General features: G+C 42.1%; 26 protein-coding genes. 10 read left to right on the forward strand and 16 right to left on the reverse strand.

All coding sequences use genetic code 11. The features are described from left to right. Positions 1-10: 10 nt before the first annotated feature. Entirely contained in the window at positions 11-1309 is a 1299-nt protein-coding gene (locus AACW75_RS23665; protein WP_237297560.1) for an O-antigen ligase family protein, read from the forward strand. Further along, positions 1296-2000 (forward strand): glycosyltransferase family 32 protein, encoded by a 705-nt coding sequence (locus tag AACW75_RS23670; protein ID WP_145570099.1) that lies wholly within the window; start codon positions 1296-1298, stop codon positions 1998-2000. Before AACW75_RS23665 ends, AACW75_RS23670 begins: the two co-directional genes overlap by 14 nt. Before the next feature lie 85 nt (positions 2001-2085). Here AACW75_RS23670 and AACW75_RS23675 read toward each other — a convergent pair whose 3' ends face one another. From AACW75_RS23675 to AACW75_RS23695, 5 genes are read right to left on the reverse strand one after another with little or no spacing between them, the layout of a single operon-like run. Next, positions 2086-3165, reverse strand: a complete 1080-nt coding sequence (locus AACW75_RS23675; protein ID WP_145570098.1) for a glycosyltransferase — start codon at positions 3163-3165, stop codon at positions 2086-2088. After that, a complete protein-coding gene (locus AACW75_RS23680; protein WP_145570097.1) occupies positions 3162-4211 on the reverse strand; it encodes a glycosyltransferase family 52 in 1050 nt (349 codons plus the stop codon). The genes AACW75_RS23675 and AACW75_RS23680 overlap by 4 nt, the downstream gene beginning before the upstream one ends. After that, positions 4208-5293, reverse strand: coding sequence for a glycosyltransferase family 4 protein (locus AACW75_RS23685; protein WP_145570096.1), 1086 nt, complete (start codon positions 5291-5293; stop codon positions 4208-4210). The genes AACW75_RS23680 and AACW75_RS23685 overlap by 4 nt, the downstream gene beginning before the upstream one ends. A gap of 10 nt (positions 5294-5303) precedes the next feature. After that, on the reverse strand, positions 5304-6095 hold the full coding sequence (locus AACW75_RS23690) for a glycosyltransferase family 2 protein (RefSeq protein ID WP_145570095.1): 792 nt from the start codon (positions 6093-6095) through the stop codon (positions 5304-5306). 9 nt (positions 6096-6104) lie between these two features. After that, positions 6105-7136, reverse strand: coding sequence for a CDP-glycerol glycerophosphotransferase family protein (locus AACW75_RS23695; protein WP_145570094.1), 1032 nt, complete (start codon positions 7134-7136; stop codon positions 6105-6107). Positions 7137-7268: 132 nt separating this feature from the next. Between AACW75_RS23695 and waaA the strand changes: the two genes are divergently transcribed. Beyond that, positions 7269-8531, forward strand: a complete 1263-nt coding sequence (waaA, locus tag AACW75_RS23700) for a lipid IV(A) 3-deoxy-D-manno-octulosonic acid transferase (protein ID WP_145570093.1) — start codon at positions 7269-7271, stop codon at positions 8529-8531. Between the two features lie 40 nt (positions 8532-8571). Here waaA and AACW75_RS23705 read toward each other — a convergent pair whose 3' ends face one another. Beyond that, on the reverse strand, positions 8572-9285 hold the full coding sequence (locus AACW75_RS23705; RefSeq protein ID WP_145570092.1) for a 3-deoxy-D-manno-octulosonic acid kinase: 714 nt from the start codon (positions 9283-9285) through the stop codon (positions 8572-8574). A 96-nt stretch (positions 9286-9381) separates the two neighbouring features. Between AACW75_RS23705 and AACW75_RS23710 the strand changes: the two genes are divergently transcribed. From AACW75_RS23710 to AACW75_RS23720, 3 genes are all read left to right on the forward strand, one after another. After that, on the forward strand, positions 9382-10464 hold the full coding sequence (locus AACW75_RS23710; protein ID WP_145570091.1) for a glycosyltransferase family 9 protein: 1083 nt from the start codon (positions 9382-9384) through the stop codon (positions 10462-10464). Position 10465: 1 nt separating this feature from the next. Further along, complete coding sequence (coaD, locus tag AACW75_RS23715; protein ID WP_145570090.1) at positions 10466-10948, forward strand: pantetheine-phosphate adenylyltransferase; 483 nt, start codon at positions 10466-10468, stop codon at positions 10946-10948. 314 nt (positions 10949-11262) lie between these two features. After that, positions 11263-12021: a glycosyltransferase family 25 protein gene (locus tag AACW75_RS23720; protein WP_237297561.1), complete on the forward strand. Its 759-nt coding sequence runs from the start codon at positions 11263-11265 to the stop codon at positions 12019-12021. 223 nt (positions 12022-12244) lie between these two features. Here AACW75_RS23720 and AACW75_RS23730 read toward each other — a convergent pair whose 3' ends face one another. The 6 genes from AACW75_RS23730 to radC all read right to left on the reverse strand — a co-directional run bounded on the left by AACW75_RS23730 (position 12245) and on the right by radC (position 16478). Continuing rightward, positions 12245-13249 carry an NAD-dependent epimerase gene (locus tag AACW75_RS23730; protein ID WP_237297562.1) on the reverse strand — a complete coding sequence of 335 codons (1005 nt, stop codon included), beginning with the start codon at positions 13247-13249 and terminating at the stop codon, positions 12245-12247. 91 nt (positions 13250-13340) lie between these two features. Continuing rightward, positions 13341-14150 carry a bifunctional DNA-formamidopyrimidine glycosylase/DNA-(apurinic or apyrimidinic site) lyase gene (gene mutM, locus AACW75_RS23735; protein ID WP_237297563.1) on the reverse strand — a complete coding sequence of 270 codons (810 nt, stop codon included), beginning with the start codon at positions 14148-14150 and terminating at the stop codon, positions 13341-13343. A 2-nt stretch (positions 14151-14152) separates the two neighbouring features. Continuing rightward, entirely contained in the window at positions 14153-14737 is a 585-nt protein-coding gene (locus AACW75_RS23740; RefSeq protein WP_339385040.1) for a hypothetical protein, read from the reverse strand. Between the two features lie 356 nt (positions 14738-15093). After that, complete coding sequence (gene rpmG / locus AACW75_RS23745; protein WP_002535344.1) at positions 15094-15261, reverse strand: 50S ribosomal protein L33; 168 nt, start codon at positions 15259-15261, stop codon at positions 15094-15096. A gap of 13 nt (positions 15262-15274) precedes the next feature. After that, positions 15275-15511, reverse strand: coding sequence for a 50S ribosomal protein L28 (gene rpmB / locus AACW75_RS23750; protein WP_004728407.1), 237 nt, complete (start codon positions 15509-15511; stop codon positions 15275-15277). Between the two features lie 292 nt (positions 15512-15803). Continuing rightward, positions 15804-16478 (reverse strand): RadC family protein, encoded by a 675-nt coding sequence (gene radC, locus AACW75_RS23755; RefSeq protein ID WP_029224970.1) that lies wholly within the window; start codon positions 16476-16478, stop codon positions 15804-15806. Positions 16479-16703: 225 nt separating this feature from the next. On the opposite strand from radC, the gene coaBC reads away from it, so the two are divergent. The 3 genes from coaBC (at position 16704) to lpxL (ending at position 19695) form a co-directional block, all read left to right on the forward strand. Next, the gene (gene coaBC, locus AACW75_RS23760; protein WP_145570085.1) at positions 16704-17945 is read left to right on the forward strand and encodes a bifunctional phosphopantothenoylcysteine decarboxylase/phosphopantothenate--cysteine ligase CoaBC; all 1242 of its coding nucleotides are present in this window, start codon (positions 16704-16706) and stop codon (positions 17943-17945) included. 139 nt (positions 17946-18084) lie between these two features. Further along, entirely contained in the window at positions 18085-18675 is a 591-nt protein-coding gene (gene slmA, locus AACW75_RS23765) for a nucleoid occlusion factor SlmA (RefSeq protein ID WP_102553954.1), read from the forward strand. Between the two features lie 39 nt (positions 18676-18714). Beyond that, positions 18715-19695 carry an LpxL/LpxP family Kdo(2)-lipid IV(A) lauroyl/palmitoleoyl acyltransferase gene (lpxL, locus tag AACW75_RS23770; protein ID WP_145570084.1) on the forward strand — a complete coding sequence of 327 codons (981 nt, stop codon included), beginning with the start codon at positions 18715-18717 and terminating at the stop codon, positions 19693-19695. Positions 19696-19857: 162 nt separating this feature from the next. On the opposite strand, the gene pyrE is transcribed toward lpxL, so the two are convergent. After that, positions 19858-20499, reverse strand: a complete 642-nt coding sequence (gene pyrE / locus AACW75_RS23775; RefSeq protein WP_017075364.1) for an orotate phosphoribosyltransferase — start codon at positions 20497-20499, stop codon at positions 19858-19860. Positions 20500-20713: 214 nt separating this feature from the next. Beyond that, positions 20714-21430, reverse strand: a complete 717-nt coding sequence (gene rph / locus AACW75_RS23780; RefSeq protein WP_135455775.1) for a ribonuclease PH — start codon at positions 21428-21430, stop codon at positions 20714-20716. A gap of 247 nt (positions 21431-21677) precedes the next feature. On the opposite strand from rph, the gene AACW75_RS23785 reads away from it, so the two are divergent. Further along, a complete protein-coding gene (locus tag AACW75_RS23785) occupies positions 21678-22544 on the forward strand; it encodes a YicC/YloC family endoribonuclease (RefSeq protein ID WP_237297565.1) in 867 nt (288 codons plus the stop codon). 383 nt (positions 22545-22927) lie between these two features. Here AACW75_RS23785 and cspE read toward each other — a convergent pair whose 3' ends face one another. Both cspE and AACW75_RS23795 read right to left on the reverse strand, forming a co-directional pair. Then, positions 22928-23140: a transcription antiterminator/RNA stability regulator CspE gene (gene cspE, locus AACW75_RS23790; RefSeq protein WP_017055634.1), complete on the reverse strand. Its 213-nt coding sequence runs from the start codon at positions 23138-23140 to the stop codon at positions 22928-22930. 470 nt (positions 23141-23610) lie between these two features. Further along, positions 23611-24243, reverse strand: a complete 633-nt coding sequence (locus AACW75_RS23795; protein WP_102557650.1) for an alternative oxidase — start codon at positions 24241-24243, stop codon at positions 23611-23613. Positions 24244-24356 lie beyond the last annotated feature (113 nt).

The following is a 24356-nucleotide window of genomic DNA, read 5'->3' on the forward strand; positions in this document are numbered from 1 at the left end:
TGGTTATTTTATGTTTAAAACATCTTATCGCTATGTCGGTGATTTTTTCCAAACTATCATTTATTTAGGTACTTTATTCGCACTATATAGCCAACGTGTAAACATATTAAAACTCAGAGTTGTCCAATTATTTATAGCATCTATCATCATTCAGATAATCAGTTGGTACAACTTACATAAATTAGATCCAGAATATATCAATGAACTATCATTAACTTGGCTTGGTTATCTTTTTATTTTTATCGCTATTGCATATTGGCTTAAAGGTGACAATAATAAAATAAATATTACTCTGGTTTCTTTTTCTATTGGTGCAGTATTAACATGCCTATTACATTCAAAAGATATCCACTCCGATTACTCTAAAATAATTAATGGTGTTAGAGTTAATTATGACTTCATGAATGCAAATCACTCTGCTGCACTTCTTGCTACCTCTCTGATAATTGTCACATATATAGTTTCTAAAATAAAAATAAGTATTGGAAAATTAGCACCATTACTTATATTAACTACCATCACTATATTCCTACTAATGGGGACACAATCTCGCTCTGCTTATGTCGCACTCACAATACCACTTTCTATTTTATTTTATTCCAGCTTAAAAAATAGTAAAGAAAATCTAGCTTTTACTTTTATTATTATATTGGGTGTTCTATTTAGCTTTATTTATTCATCCCTTCCCCGAGTTAGTTCTGAAGCAAAGGTATTTCAGGAAGAATATGAATTGAGTATTGAGAAAACGACAAGAGAAAATGAAAATTTAATTGAGATCAAATCTCAACCTAAAGAAGTAATAGCGATTCCCTCTTCAATAAAGAACATAACAATTCGAGAGAAAATGGTTCAGACCTTGGATGATTTTTCTGACAATATACCTTATACGTCAGTTGGTATAAGAGTTCACTTTTGGAATGATACCATTAAGCAATTCCTCTTTAATCCTGTTTTGGGGCTAGGCAACAACGCCAATACATATATCTTAGAACATTCTAATCACTCCGAAATGTATGAAAAATACAAAATTCGACACCTTCATAGTAGCTACTTAGAATTAATTGCATCATATGGTTTAATTGGTGTAGGATTGATTTTCTATCTTTATTTTCATATTTTTAACATCGTAAAAAAGAAAGGAAATCAGGAGATGCTTATCTTTGCAGCTTGCCTATATTCTTTCTTAATAGTTCTAAACTTTTTTGAATCATACCTCTTTGTAAAAAGTGGGGTTTTGATTCACACTTTAGTCCTTGGAGTGTTATATAGTTATAATTTTAAAGGCGATATAAGAAATGAAACAAAATAAAATAATTCATGCAATCTGGTTAGGAGGGACTCCGAATAGTTTCTCTAATGCATGCATCGATGATTGGGAAAAGCAGGGGTTTACTTATAAACTTTGGCTAGATGATAACCCTGTCGTAATCGACTTGATAAATGGCTGTGAGTTTGCTCGAGAATGCTATAAAAGAAAACTCTATGCTTTCGTCACCGATTACTTACGCCTAAAAATATTGTCTTTAGAGGGTGGACTTTATTTAGATACAGACGTAACAATAACCAAAGATCCCTTCCCATTATTTGATGAGTTGTCTTTTTCTGCTGGGTGGGAAAGTGATAAATTTCTAGGCAATGCAATAATTTATGCCGATAAAAACTCAAAAATATTAGCGAAGCTTGTTCATTTCTATGAAAACGAAATAATGTCATCTTCACTATATATGGGGCCTAAGGTTTTATCCTATAAGTTAACTCACAATGGTTACCAAGAATTAGAACCATGTCGATTGTATGAACAAGCTTATTTTTATGCATATGATGGAAAGAAACTATTAGATATAAATAGTCATACACCTCGCTACATGACTCACTGGTATCAACACTCTTGGAAAAGTAATAAAGGTATAATTTTCTTAAAATCCAAACATAAAGGGTTCTGGGGGAAATTGTATACTCAACAAAAGTATCTTTTCAAAATTAAAAACAAGTTTAAATAGGATATGTAAAGGGGGATATAGAATCCCCTTCCTTGCCTGAATATGATGTATAACTAACCTATTAATCGGCTAAATTCCCATGAATTTAATATAAATTAAGTTGATGGTAAGCTTCAGTTATGCACATAGCCGAAAACTTATTATCAAATGGAACAGTATAATATTGGCTGTGAGATAGCATTTTATCCATATTTTGCGGCAAGTCATTTTTTGTACAAATTACGAATTGGTTATTACCAACGATTTCATAGATTCCACCCGAGCAATTTGTAGTAAGTAACGGCTTTTCAAGGGCTATTGCCTCTATCAATACCGTGGGTAACCCCTCGAAATCAGAGGTCAGTACTAAGCCTTTAGAATGCTTTAAATAAGGGTATGGATTTGCTAAAAAACCTTTAAAAATGACACGTTCTTCAAGGCCTAGAACTTTAACTTGTTGCTGAGCTTTCTCTAACAGGCCACCATTTCCAAGTAAGACAAGCTTGACTGATGTGTTAGTCATTTTTGAGAATGCATCAATCAAACGATCATGTCGCTTAGCTCGATTGAATCGTCCAATGTGTACAAGATAGTCACCTAAACTATCCACATCAACAGGTTCATCAGCTAAATTTTCAAGCTCTTCTAACTCTGTTGGGTTATAAATAACAGTATTTGAGAATTTAGATTCAAATGATGATTCATACTCACATTTTGAAGCTTCAGACACAAAAATCAGAGGGTGATTTTTATAAGTAGCGTTTATTTTTCTTTTTATTTGTTTTTTCTTAAGCCAACCTTTCCCTAGTAAAAACGCCGAATGGTATGAACTATGAATTACGTGATGCACTCGCAAGGTACTTTCAGACATGATTTTATCAGCCAGTAGCATGTTACTCAGTACAAGTGCATCTTTTGATATGTTTTGGCTTATATATTTATCTATAGATTTAGCTACGTTTTTTTTATATGAAAGACGTCTTAACCCTTTTTTTGAAACGTTACAAAAATCACTAACAAAGTGCACACGGCAACCATCGATATCATGCTCGACGGCTTTTTCTATAGCAACAATATGGCACTCATAGCCTTGATGTTTTTCCATTACCTTATAAAGGTTAAGCACAAACTTCTCAGCTCCACCTCCTCGCAAAGCTGATATTACAAAAACCATTTTTTTTATCAAAACATTGCCTCTAAGCGTTTATTTAAGTCTAAAAGACTTTCTTTCCATTGATTATAAATCTCAGTCTGCACCTCAGCTTCATCATCCGTTATTAAAGTCATTCTACGGCAAAAACCTTCAAATCCCATACCAGCACTAGAATATACTGATAAGACTACTGGTGAGCTTGAAGAGGCGAACACCAACAACTCCAGTGGGATTTTGCTTTTTATAAACTTTGAAACTGGAAATGCACTTTTATACTTACCTTCATTTTCTCTAGGGTGAACCTTAAAAGCATACGTGAAATTTTTAGATTCAAGGTGTTCCACCATTTTACGATAAACGTCTATATCTTTCCCTGAATCATTCATACCAGCAATAGAAATAGGCTGTGTGGCAATTATCACATCAGGGATCACCACATTTGAATTATCCAATTTAAAAATTGAATACAAGAACCTGTTGACGTTATTAGGGTCGATGAAGTCTATACTTTGTACTTTGTTTACAATTTGACTAGGGGCCAATTCAGGAGTTAGTAAATGGATAACCTTACAACGTCGATCATCTCCAATATAACGCCGAATTTTTTTATTAGAAAGAAAACGGTCAGCGAAACTTAACTCTGTGCCTGTATAATTCGACAACCCATCTTCTATAACTTCATAAAAGGAGAAAGCTAAACGCATTAACCTTGAAAGACGGTTACGATCATTAAATAAAAATAAACGCGTTTTTTCGGCTGTGAATTTTTTACTTAATATTTCACTTTCATATAGCTTATTAACTGTTCTTTTTTTGAAGAACTCATTCTGATAATTAGCTACGGCAAAGCATTTATGAATAATTCCTACACCACCTCTATATATTTCTTCAAGAAGTTTTTTTCTACCTATAAACTTCACCGTAATGGTACTGGGTAAGATAGACAAATCGAAACTTTCAGGCTCAAGTCCCTGCTGATCCGTAACAACTATTATTCGACTTTCCTGCTCTACCTCTTTTAATGATTTTAATAAAGCAAATAAAAAATGCCGCAATGTAGAGCACAGATACAAATTCATAACTGCTTACTCAACAATCTATCAAAAAATTCCAAATGCTTCTTCACTGTCACTCGTGAACTAAAGCTTTCATCTAGGCGCTTCTTAGCCGCTTCACTCATTGTTGTGCACTTTGCCTTATCTTGTGCGAGCTTGTCCATAGCCTCACCTAACGCCTTGGCGTCACCAGTCGGGACAATATAACCAGTCTCGCCATCTACAACGAGTTCAGGAGCGCCACCGGTAGTTGTCACTACTGAGGTTGTGCCATTTGCCATCGCTTCGACAATTGTGCGTGGTAGCCCTTCTCCGCTAATCGATGGCTGAACTTGAAAGTCAGCCATACACATAATTGAAGGGATGTCAGTACGATGACCAATGTAGTGAATTCGCTCACTCATAGGGCTTGTTTTCATCTCATCAAAATGAGGCTCGTAGCCGCTGCCCGCTAAGATCAAATGGAAGTTTGGTGCAGTAATGTATTTGGTCGCCTCAAGTAAGACAGAGATACCCTTACTTGGCCTTACGTGCGCTGCAGTAATTGCGACTACATCATCTTCATTCAAACCAAACTCAGAGCGCTCGGTTGGTGGTACTTTATACCAATCCAATTCATGCCCTTTGTATATGGTAACAACGTTATCTTTGTTCTTCCAAACGCGCTTCACCACATCTTGTCGAACCGCTTCAGAGACACAGACTATGCCATCTACACGAGGATGTAGCTGTGTTAGATAAGCACTTGGGTCATGTCGATATAAACCTCCAGTAGTGCCTCGATAAACGACTAATTTAACCTTGAAACCAATACAGGCAAACGCCGCATTAGGTATCGTTTTTGAGTTAAAAGCATAGCAGATGTCGTAATCATGCGTTTTCAGCTCGTGGCGAATCTTTTTAATGGTATCAAAACAAATTTTACGCTTTGGGTAACCATCAACGACTCGAATGCCGCACTCTTTTAGCTTTGAGACATGCTCAGACTCACCTTGGGTCATGATAGTGACTTGGTGACCTTGACGCGCAAGCTCAATAAAAATTGCGGCTTCAGGGCGTAAACTGTTCCATGCATGTAAGTAAGATGCACAAACTAAAATCTTCATCTCTCAGTTCCTATTTGGCTTGGTCTTTTGAGCTGGCTTCTGAACGGTTTTCAAGAATCCACAAACCGACGTATTTATTGAAATTCACTTGGGCGTAGGTCATCGCCATAATGAAGCCGACACTGCCATCCATAAAGCCACGGCGAATGATATACACAAGGAAGAACGTCCATGTAGCACGTAATAAAGCCAAGAATAAACCGTGTGATTTCTTTCCTTTACGATGGTACTTTTGCGAACCAAGCCAAGCGTACTGTGCTGCTTTATCTAAACCATGGCCATAATCACGATGGGTGTAATGAAGAAGAAACCCCTTCAATATCCCTGTCGAGCCTTGCTCTGGAACAACCGTCTCATGAACCTCGTCTAACGTATATCGAGAGCCTTCTCTCTTGAACAATCTTAAGACTGCGCGAGCGCTACGGCCATACTTGAGCGTTGTGCCATAAAGGGTCACTCCCCAAGGAAGTTTATACGCTGTGTGTTTGATTTGATCTTGCTTCAATAGTTCAACAAGAGCCTTGCTCATCTCTTCATCTAGAGCTTCGTCAGCATCAATTGATAGCACCCAATCACATGTCGCTTTATCTAGCGCTCGCTGCTTTTGCTTACCAAAGCCAGGCCAATCAGTGATTGTCACGTCATCTGTATATTTTTGGCATATTTCAACTGTTGCATCTGTTGAGCCACTGTCTAAAACAATCAGTTCATCGGCAATATCAACAACAGATTTAAGGCAAGTTTCAATTCGGTCTTCTTCATTCTTGGTAATAACAATGACAGACAGGGTATGTTTTCTCATTATTCAGCCCTAGAATTTCCAATAGTTTAATGATTTACGGATTTTAAAGTTACGAATCCAATTTTTTGGCTTGTTATCTTGCCAGCCGCTTTCTAGCACATCAGTAATAGCACTCAGAACTCTCGCTGAGGATTGCCCATCTAAATATGGCGTTATTGACGGGCCGTAATGAGCGATAGCGTTATCTCTTTCTTCATCAGGTAGCATTGCTTGCTTAATTGCTGACTCTAATTGCTCGGCTTGAGTAATGTTAATAAAGCTTGCTTGAGGGTCTCGATTATTTACCGTGACAACAGGCTTATTGAGCAATAAGAATTCCTGAAATATCGATGAGTTGTCACACACCATAACATCGGCGCGATGCTGCATTTCAATCACTCGGTCATTATCGAAAAAGAGAAGGTTATTCCCTTCCAATGCCTGATATTTCGTTCTCGTCTCTTGCTTCATTTTCGGATGAAGAGTCACTAACCATTGCCACTGACTCAGTTGACTGAGGCACTTAAGCTCTTCATAAACCAACTCTGCACACGATAAGCTTGGCGAAAAAGTGGAAGCGAACAGAATTTGAGGTCTCTCATGACGGTTCTCACTAGCTTGATAATTAAATAAGCTATCGAGCTTCAGCCACCCGGTCTCTTTTACTTGAAAATAGCTGCGCTGCTTAGCTAACGGCTCAAGCGAGCTTGTTCTTTCATGGCCTTCAGTGCAATACAAATCAAATAGACCACGCTCAGGGTATAAGTTCCCACGTTTGCTTTCGTTCAAACCATGAAATACTTGTACCTTCAACCCTGGAATAAAGGCTGGAACACGATCACCGGGCACTAGAACAGCAGAAGGATTAAAGGCAATAGCTTCTGTCAAAGAGACGCTCTGCTCTTGATCCAGTAAAAGATGTTCAGAAGCGTCTTCACCAACAAGCAACCACTTAACCTCATGGCCGAGTTGCTTCGCGTAATCATAGAATGGGCGAAGAATAGCAAATGAATAATTTTGCTCGACGTAGAGCAAGAAACGATAGGTTTGATCGGTTTGCATAAGCGATGAGATAAAATTCACCATGTCCGTTTGAAAGCGCAACTAAGCATTTAATTATAACGCTCTTTACTTTCGAGATTGAAGAAAATACTCTTCTGAATATTGATTTTACCTTCTGGTGTCACTGTTCTTATGCTTATACGACTTATCTATACTCTCATATTGTCATTAGCCTCCCCGCTACTGCTGTATGGGCTTTATAAGAGCAAACCTGGAAAGCCAAGTTTTGGTCAGCGTTGGAAAGAACATTTCGGGATCACCCCGCAAACTCAAGGTAAGAATCCTATCTGGATTCACGCAGTATCGGTTGGTGAATCTATTGCCGCCGTACCGATCATCAAGCAACTGAAGCAACGAGATCCAAACCAAGCCATTATTGTCACCACAACAACCAGCACGGGTGCAGAACAGATAGAAAAACTCGGTGATTTAGTCGAGCATCGCTACATGCCGATTGATTTTTCTTGGTGTGTTAGGGGTTTCTTGAAGACTGTTCAACCTAAACAGATGCTAATCATGGAAACCGAATTATGGCCAAACACACTGCACTGCGTCGCGAAAGCTGGAATCCCCATTTCGGTACTCAACGCTCGCCTATCCGAACGCTCGTGCCAGCGCTACGCCAAATTCCAATCCGTGTTTAACCTTTTAGCCAACAACCTTTCTCAAGTACTCTGCCAATACCCTAGTGATGCGGAACGTTTTATACGATTAGGGTTAGATAAAGCATCTGTGCATGTGACTGGGTCGATCAAGTTTGATATTGAAGTTTCAGCTGAACAAGTATCAAAAGGCAAAGCGTTACGTGAACAAATTGGCTTTGAACGCTGTGTGTGGATAGCAGCCAGCACTCATCAAGGCGAAGATGAAATTATCTTAGACGCTCATAAACAGCTCCTTAAAGACAATCCTAATACCTTGCTGATTATTGTGCCTCGTCACCCAGAGAGATTTAACCAAGTGACGGAACTGGCTAAACAATACCAATTCAACACCATCACTCGAACGAGTCAGCAACCAATCACCTCTGATGTTGAAGTGTATATTGCGGATACGATGGGAGAAATGTTGGTATTACTCGGCGGATCTGATGTGTGCTTTATGGGAGGAAGCCTTGTGGGCGATAAGGTGGGTGGCCACAATCTTCTAGAGCCGGCGGCTCTGCAGTTACCTTTACTCAATGGCCCTAGCTATTTTAACTTCAGCGAGGTTACTGACAAGCTACTGGAAGCCAATGCCGTGGTTATTTGTCAAGATAGCCAAGATATCGCAGGCCAACTTAGAGAGCTGTTCACACAACCCAAATTACGTAAAGAAAAAGGCTTAGCGGCTTATCAAGTGATTGAGCAAAACCGAGGCGCGTTGAATCAAACCTTGGCATACATTCTTAATTAATGGCCATTCTTAGCTAGTCACCACTCTAAACTAACAGCGATTAACCTTGGTAGCCTTGCAATAACAGTTCCCAATCCGGCTCTTGCCATTGAATCTGGCGCTTGTTCACTTCTTTTAAGAACGAGCGCTTTAAGCGATTCAAGTTGCCTTCTTTCCAGTCATCACCCGCTTGATGACCACACTTATCAAAATCAATGATCCACACCCTTTGCGAGTCATCAAGCAAGATATTATGAATGTTGAGATCGGTATGATTAACCCCAGCATCGTGCATCTTGCGTACCTCTTGGCCAATTCGACGATAAACATCCGCATCTATCGGGCCATTGACCAAGACATCAACCAGATCTTTGGCATTGGGAATTCGTTCAGACATTAAGTCCGCTCGATAAAGTAGTCCGCTTTTAATGGCTCTAGCAGCAATGGGCTTCGGTACATTCACACCTGCGTTTGCCAATGCCTTGAGAATATTAAGCTCCATCGCACAGCGCGTGCTTTCCCAATCAGAGAAACGATATTGGTCTTCGACTAGCTTCCCAAACAATCCGCCACGGCGATAATGGCGCAATGCGGCCTGTATTCCATCAAGCTGAATGAACCATGTGGTACCGCGTCCTTGAGCACTGCCTGAAATGGCATCTTGTTGCTGCCAATATTCAGCCTCAAAGATCTGAGCGATATCGCCCTCTGATACCTGAGCCAGAAGCTCAGGGTCGTACCAAATTGTTTGGTTCTTGGTGCTAATCGTTTCCATCTATGAGGCCTTTGGGTCGCTTTTCGTCATTGCTATTTTACAACTAATGCGAGTATCTGCATAATTCTGATGTTATTCACTTTTTTCGGGCACTTTATGTCACTGTTCTCAACTGCACCTCAATCTCTTTGCATACTTCGCCTCTCCGCGATTGGCGATGTTTGTCATGCTATCTCTGTGGTTCAAGCCATCCAGAAGCAGTGGCCTGAAACGAAAATCACTTGGATAACGGGCAAAATAGAAGCCATGTTGATCAGCGATCTACCCGGTATTGAGGTTATCGTTTTCGATAAGAAACAAGGCTTCAAAGGAATGCGTGAATTATGGCGTCAGCTATCTGATCGTAAATTTGATGCACTTCTGCATATGCAAGCTGCACTCAGAGCCAGCGTGCTATCTTGGGGGATCAAGGCGAAGTGCAAAGTGGGATTTGGCAAAAACCGTACTCGTGAAATGCAGTCACTCTTTACCAACCGCCACCTACCTATCTCGGACAAGTTTCATGTATTGGATAACTTTGCCGAATTTGGTCGCTACATTGGTGTCCCCTTCGATAAGCCTCAATGGGATATCCCTTTAACACCTGAAGATGAACAGCTAGCAATTAGCACCATGGCAGACAAGCCGACCTTGGTTATCTCCCCTGCTGCTAGCAAAGATTCTCGCAACTGGCTAACAGAGCGATACGCTGCTATTGCTGACTATGCTGTCGAACAAGGCATGCAAGTGGTGTTATGTGGTTCTCCGGCACCAAGAGAAATTAACCTGGGTAACGACATCGAAAAATTATGCCAGTCGCCAATCACTAACTTAATTGGCAAAACAAACTTGAAGCAACTGACTGCCGTACTCAAACATGCAACGGTGGTATTGGCACCTGATACTGGCCCTGCCCACTTGGCAACCACGCAGTCAACGCCTGTAATCGGCTTGTACGCACACAGCGATCCTCGTAGAACAGGACCTTACAACGATCTCGATATCGTAGTGAGTGTTTATCAACAGCATGTAGAAGCACAACAAGGTAAGCCAGTGAAAGACCTTCCATGGGGAACCCGCGCCAAAGGCGATGACCTGATGAAAGACATCACACTCGATATGGTAAAGCAGAAACTCAATAAGGCCTTAAACTCTAGTAAAGCACCGAATTCGAACACTACATTAAGCAAGGACAGCTAAAATGAGCACACACGTTATTTACCCAGGAACTTTTGATCCGGTGACCAATGGACACCTTGATATCATTGTTCGTGCCGCTAGCATGTTTGACCATATCACTGTTGGAGTAGCAGCGAGTCCAAGTAAAAAGACTATGTTTGAGTTAGATGAACGAGTTGAGCTACTGCGCGATGCCGTGGCTCACCTACCGAACGTATCTGTAGCGGGGTTTTCCGGGTTACTGGTCGACTTCGTTAAACAGCAGCAAGCGAATGTGTTGGTGCGTGGCCTAAGAACAACAATGGATTTCGAGTACGAGTTTGGTCTCACTAGCATGTACAGGAAGCTACTGCCGGGGCTTGAAAGTGTATTTTTAACGCCTTCAGAGGAGTATGCATTCCTCTCTTCGACAATAGTTCGAGAAGTGGCCATTCATGGTGGGGATATTCGTCAGTTTGTGCCACAAAAAGTGGCAGCCGAAATAAAGCTCAAAACGACCAACTAATCCTCCCAGATCCAAAAATAAACATAGCGCTCATTGATCGCTATGTTTTAGTAGATGTAATACCAACCCTAAAAACTTCTCAGGACAGAGTTCTGGTCTCAACAAAGGTTCAATATTCAAGAGCAAGGCGTTTTAACAGGTCGTGTATCAAAGCTACTTCGTGGTAGTCCTTCATTGAAATGAATCCGTTTTTCTCTAGCATTAGAGTGGATTGCTCTTTCTGCAGTTAGAACCTCTTAGAAAAAAGAACAACCATTACAAAAATTCTAAGTGAGTGATAACATATCTCTCTTATATATGAATACATACAATTTATGAAAGCATACTGCATTACCTTAAAAGGCAACGATAGCCGACAAATATCAACAGCTAATGCTCTCAAAAGTGTTCAGGTTGATTTTGAGTTTTTTATTGGAGTGGATGCGCGAACCGATGAGCACCCTCTACTAAAAAAAATTAGAGGTAAAGCATTTTTATACAATATGGGAAGATCGCACGCTATCGGTGAAGTCGGGTGCTATGCAAGTCATTACCTTATTTGGCAAAAGTGCGTGGAACTTAACGAGCCAATTTTTGTATTTGAAGACCATCTCGATATTGAATCAAGTACCTTTCAAAAAACGCTCTCTATTGCAGAAAAAAATATAGAACAATGCGGTTATATTCGCTTACAAAACAGTAAGAACAAATTACATTATCCTGTATGCCGCTACAAAAGCCAGAAACTTGTAAAGTACTTAAAAGTTCCTCAAGGTACTGCTGCCTATGCTTTATCTCCTAATGCAGCAAGATCTTTTATTGAGCATAGCCAAGTTTTTAGTTACCCCGTAGATGTCTTTTTGAGAAACACTTGGGTTCATAAACGCCCCATGTTCGGCGTTTCTATTGCGGGGTTACAACGTAGTAAACAGCCTTCCATTATTGGCAACCGTAAACATAAAGGTAAAAAAAATTATTTTGTAGCCTTTATGAAGATTGTTAACAAAATAAAAAGCATGACGTTCAATCTGACAACCAATCTTTATCACCTTGTCTCCTTAGGTAAAGAATACAGACCAAAGGTAGAAAGGTAGAAAGGTAGAAAGGTAGAAAAACGAAACACTGGCTCTCCTTACCATCAACCAATTCCTTACTAACACAGTTGCCCATGAAGTCGCTATTCATTGTGGAGATATTCGTCAGTTTGTACCACAAAAAGTGGCAGCCGAAATAAAGCTCAAAACAGCTAAATAGTCCTCATAAACAAAAGAAAAATAGCGCTCATTGAGCGCTATTTTTGATGAAACCGTGACTTTTTTAAAGCGAGTGATAGGCCTTATACCAATCCGCGAAAGCTTTCGCCCCTTCTTGGATCTTCACTTGAGGTTTGTAGCCAACGGCTTCAAACAGATCTTCGGTATCGGCATAAGTCGCATACACATCACCCGGCTGCATTGGCATGAAGTTCTTTTTCGCTTCAATACCTAGAGCGCCTTCTAGGGCTTCGATGTAGTCCATTAGTTTCACTGGGCTACCATGGCCGATGTTAAACACGCGATACGGAGCAGAACTGGTCGCTGGCGAGCCTTGCTCCACAGTCCAATCTGGCTGCTTAGCCGGAATACGATCTTGAACACGAACAATGCCTTCAACAATATCATCGATATAAGTGAAGTCGCGCATCATGTCGCCATTGTTATAGATGTCGATTTGTTTGCCCGCTACGATTAGATTCGCAAACTTGAACATCGCCATATCAGGGCGGCTCCAGGGGCCGTAAACCGTAAAGAAGCGAAGGCCTGTCGTTGGTACGTCATATAAATGAGAATAGGTATGTGCCATCAACTCATTCGACTTCTTAGTCGCGGCGTACAGTGAGATAGGGTGATCAACACTGTCTGCTGTATGGAATGGCATTTTTTGGTTCAGGCCATAAACAGAGCTCGATGAAGCGTAAACTAGGTGTTCAACTTTGTTATGACGACAACCTTCTAGAATAGCCAAGTGGCCAACAAGGTTGCTGTCAGCATACGCCATTGGGTTATCAATTGAGTAACGAACGCCAGCTTGCGCTGCTAAATGAATCACACGGTCAAACTTTTGCTCAGCAAACAGCGAAGCCATTCCTTCTCTATCAGCAAGATCTAACTCGATAAAGGTCAGGTTTTCATGTTCAATGCGTTTTAGTCGGTCATGTTTTAAAGAGACTTCGTAGTAATCATTTAAGTTATCAATACCGATAACCTCATGTCCTGCCGCACATAGTCGCTCTGACACTGCGGAGCCGATAAAACCGGCAACGCCAGTTACTAAATATTTCATTCTACTATTCTCAATTCGTATCATTAATGTAATTGTAGCGACTAGCCCGCATATCTACTAGCAGTAAAAAGTGAACGTAAGTTCAGTTTTTTTAAACTTGGCACTCTTCACAAAAGAACGTATTCCTCTGCCCTATTTTTAACTCTTGGATTAGAGCTTCACAGTTAGGGCACTTTTCACCGGCTTTCCCATACACTTGTAGCTCTTGGGCGAAATACCCCGGCTTGCCATCTGCTTGCGCAAAATCCTTTAAAGTGGTGCCACCTTGTTTGATGGCAGTCGCAAGTACTTGTTTTATCTCTTGGGTTAACAAGACCCACTCAGCTTGAGTTATCTTATTAGCAGGACGAAGTGGATGAATTCGTGAAGAAAATAGTGCTTCGTTGGCGTAGATGTTTCCCACGCCCACTACGACTTTATTGTCCATGATGAACTGTTTGACGGCCACTTTTCGCTTTGCAGCTTTTTCAGCGATGTAGTCTGCGGTGAAGTCATCAGTTAGCGGCTCAGGACCAGAGCCGAGCAATACAGGATGAGTTTCGTCAGGAGCAGACCACAGCCATGCACCGAAGCGGCGAGGATCGTTATAACGCAATACTTTGCCATTCGTGAGCTTAAGATCTACGTGATCGTGCTTAGCCGCAGGAAAATCCGCATCTAATATACGCAATGAACCAGACATACCAAGGTGAACAATGGCAGTGCCCGTATCGGTTTCGATCAATAAGTACTTTGCGCGACGCGAGATAGAGCGAATCACCTGCCCTTCTAATCCCTTTAGCTCTTGTGGGATATCCCAACGTAGCTTAGGCGTGCGAAAAGTAAGGGTTTTAATGGTTTCGCCAACTAAATGAGGTGAGATCCCCATGCGGCTTACTTCAACTTCGGGTAATTCAGGCATAGTTAGTCGTCCAATTTAGGTGGTTTGTCTGATATAGATAGCTTGTCTGCTTTAAAGAGATGGTCTGATTTAAATGAATCTTCTGAGCCAAAGCTTGGAAACAAGTAGCTCTCTTCAATAGACACCGCTAACCACTGATCATTCCAGTTTTTTAGCAACCAAAACTCAGGCAGTTGATAATAGGTAATACGCTGTGGCTCTTCTTGATCTTGATACCACACCTCGATGGTGTGCGGGGTATTCAGTTGTGGTGATAGGTCGGTATAGGTCTGTGAGTCGATTTCGGTGCCCACAAGTTCCTGCCATCGCTGTGACAACTCTTGTGCACTGGTAGTTTGAGGAAGTGTTGTGTCTTTAAATTGATAAATCCAATGACTGTCTTCTAGCACAACTGACCAATCAGCAAAGTGCAAAGCTTGAAGCTCGGCTGTTGGGTTTAAAAGGTAAGGATAAGGACTGCTTACCTGAAGTTCAGGCTCAGGTTCGATAAGGTACGTTTTGATCAAGGTTGGAAGATTTAACACCCCAATGAAAGCAATCACGCTTAACATGAGTATGTTGTTCCATCGACGTCCACGATATCTCATCTGATTCTGCTCATCTAACCTATTGAGTGTTCAGTATATCGTGAAAAAGGCGATACTTTCTATGCTGAGCTCTTTTCTATCAAATACGCCCGCCTACAAGTGCAACGTCTGCGCGGTAGGCACAGAAGGCACAGAAGGCACAGAAGGCACAGAAGGCACAAAATCGAGCCAATAATGCTTACCCTTGTCAAAAAAACTTAGTCTTTTCGAAAACACTTAAGCTTCTCAAAAATCCTCAGGATTCTCAGGATTCTCAAAACACTAAAGCTCTCCAAATTTTGGGCATAAAAAAACCCAGCTATAAGCTGGGTTTTTAATTTATTCTTCTATAAAAGAAGAGACAAAGGGGCTATCAATTACTTGATTTTAGCTTCTTTGTACATAACGTGCTGGCGAACTACTGGATCAAACTTTTTGATCTCAAATTTGCCTGGCATGTTACGCTTGTTCTTGTCAGTTGTGTAGAAGTGACCAGTTCCAGCAGAAGATACTAGACGGATTTTCTCACGAATGCCTTTAGCCATTGCTTAATTCCTCTTAAACGTTTTCGCCACGTGCACGGATATCAACAAGAACAGCATCAATGCCTTTCTTATCAATAATACGCATGCCTTTAGCAGTTAGACGTAGTTTAACAAAACGTTTTTCGCTCTCTACCCAGAAACGGTGAGTTTGTAGGTTCGGCAGAAAACGACGCTTGGTAGCATTGCGTGCGTGTGAACGGTTATTACCCGTTACTGGACGCTTACCAGTTACTTGACATACTCGGGACATGAATGTCTCTCCAAATCGTTTCAGCTCGATATCAACCTTGGTGGCCGAACCTCTCTATCAATTCTGAAAATAGAGGTAAAAACCATAATGGAAAATCCATTCAAGGCTATCAAAGGTCGCGTATTATACTAACTTGACATGCATTGCTCAAGACCCGAACAGATCCTTTTTAAGGATTTCGTGATCTTTTTTTGAACAGTACAGCTATTTGAGTAATCAGAGCTGATTTAAGGTTCTAAAATGTGGGCGGAATAATAGCAGATTTAACGCAACTAACAACCTAAAATGTGATTCAAATCCATCCACGCTCTGCAAAAGAGATTACTTCACCATCTCCGACAACAAAATGGTCGAGGATTCGGATGTCAACCAACGCCAATGCATCGGTTAATCTGCGGGTAATTCGCCTATCTGCTTGGCTAGGCTCTGCGACACCCGAAGGATGATTGTGCGCCAAGATTAACGCGGCAGCATTATGGTAAAGCGCCCTTTTCACGACTTCTCTAGGATAAACCGATGCAGCATCGATGGTTCCTTCAAACATCACTTCATCCTTTATTACCCTGTTTTGATTATCTAGGAACAATATATAGAAGGCTTCTCGCTGGCGATCACGCAATATACTCGAAAGATACAACTTGGTATGGCTAGGGCTGGTTAATGCATCGCCTCTAGATAACGTCTCTGCAAGATAACGTTGCGTCATCTCCAAGACAGCCTGTAATTGAACATACTTTGCCTGCCCCATTCCTTTGTGAGCACAGAACTCGGCCTCGGTTGCTGAAAAAAGACTACGCAGCGAACCAAAATCTTTGATCAACTTGTCAGATAGCTCTAAAACGTTCATTCCTTGTGTTCCGGTTCGAAGAAATATCGCGAGCAGCTCTGCATCACTCAGGGAATCAGGCCCTCGACTCAGTAGTTTTTCTCTCGGCATCGATTCAGCAGGCATCTTACTTATAGGCATATAAAAGCTAATCAGTTGGTCATAAACACGACCCATCAGATTAATAAGCTTATCGCGAGAGATCCTTTAATAAAGAGATAAGGGAACGAGTCACTAGAAAAACCATGTAATTGATAAGTTTGATAGCGCCAACTTGATGAGAGTCAAATCTGTTCCAATTCTGCTTCTAGGCACTAATCCTTTGTTCTGATATCGTAAGTCCCAGAGAAATTAAGGAACAGAATCATGCAAACATTGGTTAATCAACTGAGCAGCGCTGACCAACAAGGCCTAGCAGGGAAAAAAATCCTACTCGGTATTAGTGGCGGTATCGCAGCTTATAAATGTGCCGAACTGACTCGCCGCTTAATTGAACGTGGAGCGCAGGTACAAGTCGTGATGACAAACGCGGCCAAGGAGTTCATCACTCCTCTCACCATGCAAGCCGTCTCTGGAAGGCCCGTGTCTGATAGTTTGCTTGATCCTGCGGCTGAAGCTTCCATGGGGCACATTGAGCTAGCAAAGTGGGCTGACTTAGTATTACTAGCACCAGCAACCGCTGACCTGATTGCTCGCATGACGGCAGGTATGGGCAACGACCTGCTGACCACGCTGCTTTTAGCAACCGATGCGCCAGTTGCGGTATCTCCGGCAATGAACCAACAGATGTACAGCCACCCGGCGACTCAAGAGAATATCGCGACGCTAAAACGTCGTGGCTGTGAAATCTGGGGCCCTGCCGCAGGCGAACAAGCGTGTGGTGATGTCGGCATGGGTCGTATGCTAGAACCAATGCAGCTCGTGCACCGTTGCGAAGACTTCTTCCAACCTAAGCCGCTTGCTGGCCGTTCGGTGTTAATTACTGCAGGTCCAACTCGTGAAGCTATCGATCCTGTGCGTTACATTACTAACCACAGTTCGGGCAAGATGGGCTATGCACTGGCTGAAGCGGCCGCTAAACAAGGCGCAACAGTGACTCTAATCAGCGGTCCAGTATCACTAGCAACGCCAAATAAGGTTAATCGTATTGATGTCGACAGCGCTCAGCAGATGTTTGATGCTGTGAGTACCAATGCTGCTCAACACGATATATTCATTAGCTGCGCTGCAGTAGCCGACTATCGTCCACAGTCCATTGCAGACCAAAAGCTTAAAAAGGTCGATGGTAAAGACGACATGACCATTCAAATGGTTAAGAACCCAGACATTGTCGCTTCTGTTGCCTCAATGACAGAAGGCCGTCCATTTACTGTCGGCTTCGCTGCAGAAACTCAAGATGTTGAGAAGTACGCGCGCGGCAAACTGGAAAGAAAGAACCTCGATATGATTTGTGCTAATGATGTCTCTGTTGAAGGCCAAGGCTTCAATAGCAGCAGTAATGAATTGCACCTTTATTGGAAAGACGGTGATAAATCTCTGCCACTGGATAGTAAAGACACACTTGGTTTCCAGATCCTCGATCAGATCCAACAGCTTCTTGGTGCATAAACGCACAAATTTGCTCTGACAATCTGCTGACACCTCTCGATTCTGTTGACCTAGGGCTCACAAAACTAGGAAACAGAATTGAATGGTGTTTATAATCCTTCTTCACTCAATCCTCATCTTTAGGAAAGGAAGTAAATAGATGGCTGGTACTCGAAAATCAAACCGTCGTGAAGAAATCCTGCAAGCTCTAGCACAAATGTTGGAATCGACCGAAGGTGCTTCTCGTATCACAACGGTAAAGTTGGCCAAGAAAGTCGGCGTATCTGAAGCTGCGTTATACCGCCACTTCCCAAGTAAAGCTCGCATGTTTGAAGGACTAATCGAGTTCATTGAAGAAGCGTTGATGTCTCGAATCAACCGTATTCTCGATGAAGAGAAAGACACTCTTGAGCGCATACGCTTAGTGATGCAACTTATCTTAGTCTTTTCTGAGCGCAACCCAGGCTTAACTCGTATTTTATCGGGTCATGCCCTAATGTTTGAGAATGAGCGCCTTCGCGAACGAATTAATCAGCTTTTCGAGCGTATTGAAACTCAACTTCGCCAAATCCTACGCGAAAGAAAGCTTCGTGAAGGAAAATCGTTCCCGGTTGACGAAAAAATCTTAGCGGCTCAACTGCTCGGTCAGGTTGAAGGCAGCCTAAATCGATTTGTACGTTCTGACTTCAAATATCAACCGACAGAAAACTTTGATGCTTATTGGGCACTGCTAAGCGCTCAGATTAAGTAGCAATCAAATTAAGTAGCAATCAAATCTTAAGTGATGGTTATGACGACGAAAACTTCTCCGACAAGCAGCACTGCGCAACACACAATTACTAAGCCACCTTTTACTCTGGCGCTACTCCACCCTAAATATTGGGGTGTTTGGTTTGGCTTTGGGTTATTGGCGCTTATCGTAAATGTCCTTCCCTACCGACTTCTGTTGTTGCTGGGTCGATCGTTAGGCTCTCTTGGCGCTCGCTATGGTAAGAAACGTGTAGCAGTGGCTACTCGTAATTTAGAGCTAGCATTCCCAGACAAACCTGCAGATGAAGTGGCCGCTATGGTCAGTGAAAACTTCAAGAATACGGGTATGGCGCTTATTGAAACGGGTATTACGTGGTTTTGGCCAACGTGGCGTTTCAAAAGAATCCTTGTGGATAAAGACACTCAAACACTGCGTACCCACAAAGCCAACGGTAAAGGCGTTTTGCTATGTTGTGTGCATGCCTTAAACCTAGAGATCACGGCGCGAGCAATGGCTGTATTAGGCATTTCGGGGTTAGGTGTTTATCGTCCACACAACAATCCGGCTTATGAATTCATTCAATATCGTGGCCGTACTCAGAATGGCAATAGCTTGATTCACCGTAAAGACGTGAAGCGCATGATCCGAATCCTGCGTCAGGGAGAAATCCTCTTCTACTTGCCTGATCATGATTACGGTCGCAACAAATCTGTGTTTGTGCCTTTCTTTGCTGTAGAAGACGCGTGTACCACTACAGGTACCAGCATTCTGGCGTATACCAGTCGATGCGCTCTTGTTCCGGGTTCGGGTTTTAGAAATGCTGACGGCAAATATGAAATCATGGCCGATGAGTCAATTGAAGAAAATTATCCACAGAAAGATGAGAAAGCGGCCGCTGCCTATATGAACCGCTATCTTGAGAAAATTATCTTAAGAGCACCAGAGCAATGGATGTGGCTACACAAGCGCTTCAAAACCATGGAAGACCCAGAAGTGGAGCGCGGTATTCGTTACAAATAGAGTAGCCGTTATAAATAGAGCGCCTATCTTCAGATAAGAAAACAGCTCGTCTCAATAGAAAAGTAAAAGGCCCGAAAGAGTTATCTCTCTCGGGCCTTTTTGCTTTTTCGATTCTTAACCTAGAGCGCTAAACCATCAGGTTCAACTGCTTCAGTTTACGAACTAAATACCGTATTGAGCACGGTACGCTTGTACTGATTCTAGGTGTGCTGAGTCTGTGCCTTTCTCTTCAAGGAAAGTCACCAGGTCAGTTAGGCTAACGATTGAGATAATCGCACAACCGAAGTCACGTTCAACTTCTTGAATCGCAGACAGCTCGCCTTTGCCCTTCTCTTGACGATCAATAGCCACAAGCACACCCGCTAAGTCAGCGCCGTTTGCTTGGATGATTTCCATCGACTCACGAATCGCAGTACCTGCAGTGATCACGTCATCCACTAACATGATACGGCCTTCAAGTTCGCTACCCACTAGGTTGCCACCTTCACCGTGGTTCTTCGCTTCTTTACGGTTGAAACAGTAAGGCGTATCTACATCGTGGTGATCCGCTAAAGCAACTGCTGTCGTCGTTGCAATTGGGATACCCTTGTATGCAGGGCCAAATAGTACGTCGAACTCAATACCTGAATCTGCCAATGCTGCCGCGTAAAAGCGACCTAAGCGCGCTAGGTCACGACCTGTATTAAACAATCCAGCATTGAAGAAGTAAGGGCTCTTACGGCCAGACTTTAAAGTAAACTCACCAAACTTAAGTACTTCTTTCTCTAGTGCAAATTCAATAAATTCACGTTGATATGCTTTCATGTTCTTCCTCTACGTTTATTCAATAAAACTTAATTAACTTAAACTCTTCTTAGTATCTTCTTAGTAGTCGTGTTTTCCGCTAGGCAACAAACTTGCGAAACCCATGAGCTTACGAGTAGTAAGTGATTCGGGTGAGTAAGCGCAGTTAACAACGCGGAAGGCGCGAATACGACGAAGATAAAAAAATAGCCCCCAAATGGGAGCTATTAAATGATTAGTCGGCCAACGCAGCTTTCTGCGCTTCGACGATATCGACAATGCCCTTATTCGCCAGGGCCAAAAGCTGCATCAGCTCTTCGTGGCTGAACGGTTCGCCTTCTGCGGTGCCTTGAATCTCAATCATCTTACCGTCTTCCGTCATTACAACGTTCATGTCGGTATCGGCTGCTGAGTCTTCAACATACTCAAGGTCACACAGTGCTTGTGCACCAACGATGCCCACTGAAACTGCCGCTACGTGGCCTTTCATTGGGTTCTTTTTCAGTTTACCGCTTGCTAGTAGGCTGTTGATAGCGTCGGCCATTGCAACGCTTGCACCTGAAATAGAAGCAGTACGTGTACCGCCGTCTGCTTGGATAACATCACAATCGACAGTGATCATGATTTCACCCAGTACTTTCAGATCAACTACAGCACGCAGGCTACGAGCGATCAAACGTTGGATTTCCATCGTACGACCACCTTGCTTGCCGCTCGCCGCTTCACGACGGTTACGAGTGTGCGTTGCACGTGGAAGCATACCGTATTCAGCAGTTACCCAACCCTTTCCTTGGCCTTTTAACCAACGCGGTACGTTTTCTTCTACCGTCGCATTACATAGAACTTTGGTGTTGCCGAACTCAACTAATACAGAACCTTCAGCATAAGCTGTGTAGTTACGAGTAATTTTAATTGGACGAATTTGATCTACAGCGCGGTCATTTGGACGCATTGGTATCTACCTTATTAACAGTCTGAAGTGATTTACTATCGAAAGAGTGCATCACCTAAGAACGCGGTGAGACAGTTTTGATTGGGGCAAGATTATATAGCAGTTTATCTTTCAAATCTATTTACCGTTCAAATCTACTGCTCGTTACAAGCTATGATCGCGAAAAGCGACAGGCTTCGGGAGCACCCCATATCGTGATACTATTCGTGCGCGTTATTTTCAGAATGATAAAAGACAGGAAAATTCGATGATTTATAGTATGACTGCGTACGCACGCAAAGAAGTAAAAGGCGATTGGGGTACAGCAGTATGGGAAATCCGTAGTGTAAACCAACGCTACCTAGAAACTTACTTCCGTATGCCTGAACAGTTCCGTGGTTTAGAGCCAATCCTACGTGAGCGTTTCCGTAAGCGTCTAGCTCGTGGCAAGGTTGAATGTAACCTACGCTTTGAAGCAAACCCAGCAGCAAAGGGCGAACTAAGCATCAATGAAGGCTTGGCTCAGCAAGTAATCAATGCTGCTAACCAAGTAATGACGATGACAGGTGAAGACAGCCGTTTGAACCCATTCCAAGTTATGAACTGGCCTAGCGTAATGGAAACACCTGAGCAAGACATGGATGCCATCAACAAAGATCTACTTGAAGCATTCAACGATGCAATCGCTGAATTCATTGATGCTCGTGCTCGTGAAGGCGAAAACATGAAGGCGCTCATCGTACAGCGCTTAGATGCTATCACTGAAGAAGTTGTTAAAGTTCGTGCTCGCATGCCTGAGATCTTAGAATGGCAACGTGAACGCCTTCTTAATAAGTTTGAAGATGCGAAAATTGAACTTGAAGGCTCTCGTGTTGAGCAAGAACTTATCCTGTTAGCACAGAAGTCAGACGTAGCTGAAGAACTTGATCGCCTAGACTCTCACGTGAAAGAAGCGAATGTAGTCTTGAAGAAAGGTGGCGCTTGTGGCCGTAAGCTTGACTTCATGATGCAAGAGTTCAACCGTGAATCAAACACGCTGGCATCTAAGTCTATCAGTACAGACATCACAGCATCAGGCGTAGAGCTTAAGGTTCTTATCGAACAGATGCGTGAGCAGATCCAAAATATTGAATAACAGTCTGTAAGTCACACGCTGCATTAGCTATTAGCTATTAGCTCAATCAGTGTTGATGAACTAACAGTGTTAATTAGAACAAGATAAGCTCCTAATTTTAGGGGCTTTTTTTATGGATACAGTAATACCAAGCAAGGTACATGGTTGATCAGGTAAGGAGTAGATAAAGTAGGCGCGCAGGAAAAAGGGCTTAGAGCAAAATATAGATTGTAGCGATAGATAAGGATGTAGCTGAAGTAAAAAAGGTACTAGGAATATTTCAGAGGGAGATAAAAAGGTTAAGCAGTAGATAGAAGGTATAGAAGGTATAGAAGGTATAGAAGGTATAAATTAAGCGGGAAAGTGACGCAAGTTGCTATTGCAACTTGCGTCGACTTAAAATCTTATACAGCTACAACGTTTGCAGCTTGAAGACCTTTTTGGCCTTGCTCTACTTCGAAAGACACTTGTTGGCCTTCTTTAAGAGTTTTGAAACCTTCAGATGCGATAGCACGGAAGTGAACGAATACGTCAGCGCCGCCGTTGTCTTGAGTTAGGAAACCGAAACCTTTCTCTTCGTTAAACCATTTTACTACGCCGTTTGTTTTGTTAGACATGATGTGTCCCTTATATAAAAATAAAAAATTAATCGCCAAAAGTGCGATGCGCTGAAAGCTTGAATTATTTAATGTATCTATGAAGCCAAGGGAAACACTGAGAATAACAATGAAGCAATACTAAGGGTTTTACTTTACAACTGGATGTTTCATTTAATAACTCTGAAAACAGAGCGAGGCCATTCTTGGTGATCTGGGCCCCGTTGTAAAGCTTTATTTGAAAATAATTGATGTTTTTTTGTTCGGTTGACTTAGATTAAAGCTCTATTACGCCATTAAGCTCATTTATAACGCTTTGATCTTAAGAAACTTGCTCATGGTACGTATCTCTAAGCACTCATCTTCAGGTAAGCCCGTATTTCTGGTATCCACAAAAAAGCCCAACCCCATCCCGGGTTTGAACCAGTAATTAAGACGACTTTATTTTCTGGTTGTTGAGCTTCATTTGTCATAATTCTATCTTTTGATGATTAACACTGATGATCGGGTAAGTCTTGGGTTTTATAGAGATCGGCAATGTCGTGATTCTTATCTCTATGTTTAGCTTCATCTTCTCTTATGCAGAAAAGCACATCCAAAAACATGGCATTCTCGGGTAAGCGATAATATTTAATCGCAATTTCAGGCGCGGGATGATTGGGCAACGTGCCATCTTGAATTTTCGAGATATATTCGGAGTAACTATTACAAGCTTCCTCTTCAAAATACCCAACGATCCTATGCGCCGTTTTAGATGAGACTAAGTAGATCACGCCATAGATGAGTAGAAAGATGAACTGTAATAGCATCACTAAAATGCGTTCTATAATGGACGGGTTGGTAACGGTAAGGAAAATCATCAAATGCATCCGTTCATTATCCGCTTCGTCCAGTAGCTCTTTGATCCAACCACCGTCGTCTTTCATGCGGCGCAGAGCTTTGAGGTGGTTGAACACTCCCGCCACCATGCCCGGCACCGCCGCTATGGTTTCCAACAACATGGCTCGTTTGGCTAAGTGTTTTCCATAAAACAAGTTAAGTGTCTTTTTGAGAAGTCGAGTAACAAGAAGTGCAACCTTTTCGGAGAAGATTTCAGGTTTATAATGAGTGCTTTCAAAATGCATAGCGTGTTCCTTATATGAGTCTAATACTTACTAATCAACATTCATGCCAAGACTAAAACCCTTATAAGGCAAGGAGAAAGTAACAAAAGAGTCATTTTAACTCGATAAATTCA

Origin of the sequence: Vibrio sp. L3-7 (assembly GCF_963898195.1) — a bacterium.
GTDB classification, from domain to species: Bacteria; Pseudomonadota; Gammaproteobacteria; order Enterobacterales; family Vibrionaceae; genus Vibrio; species Vibrio echinoideorum.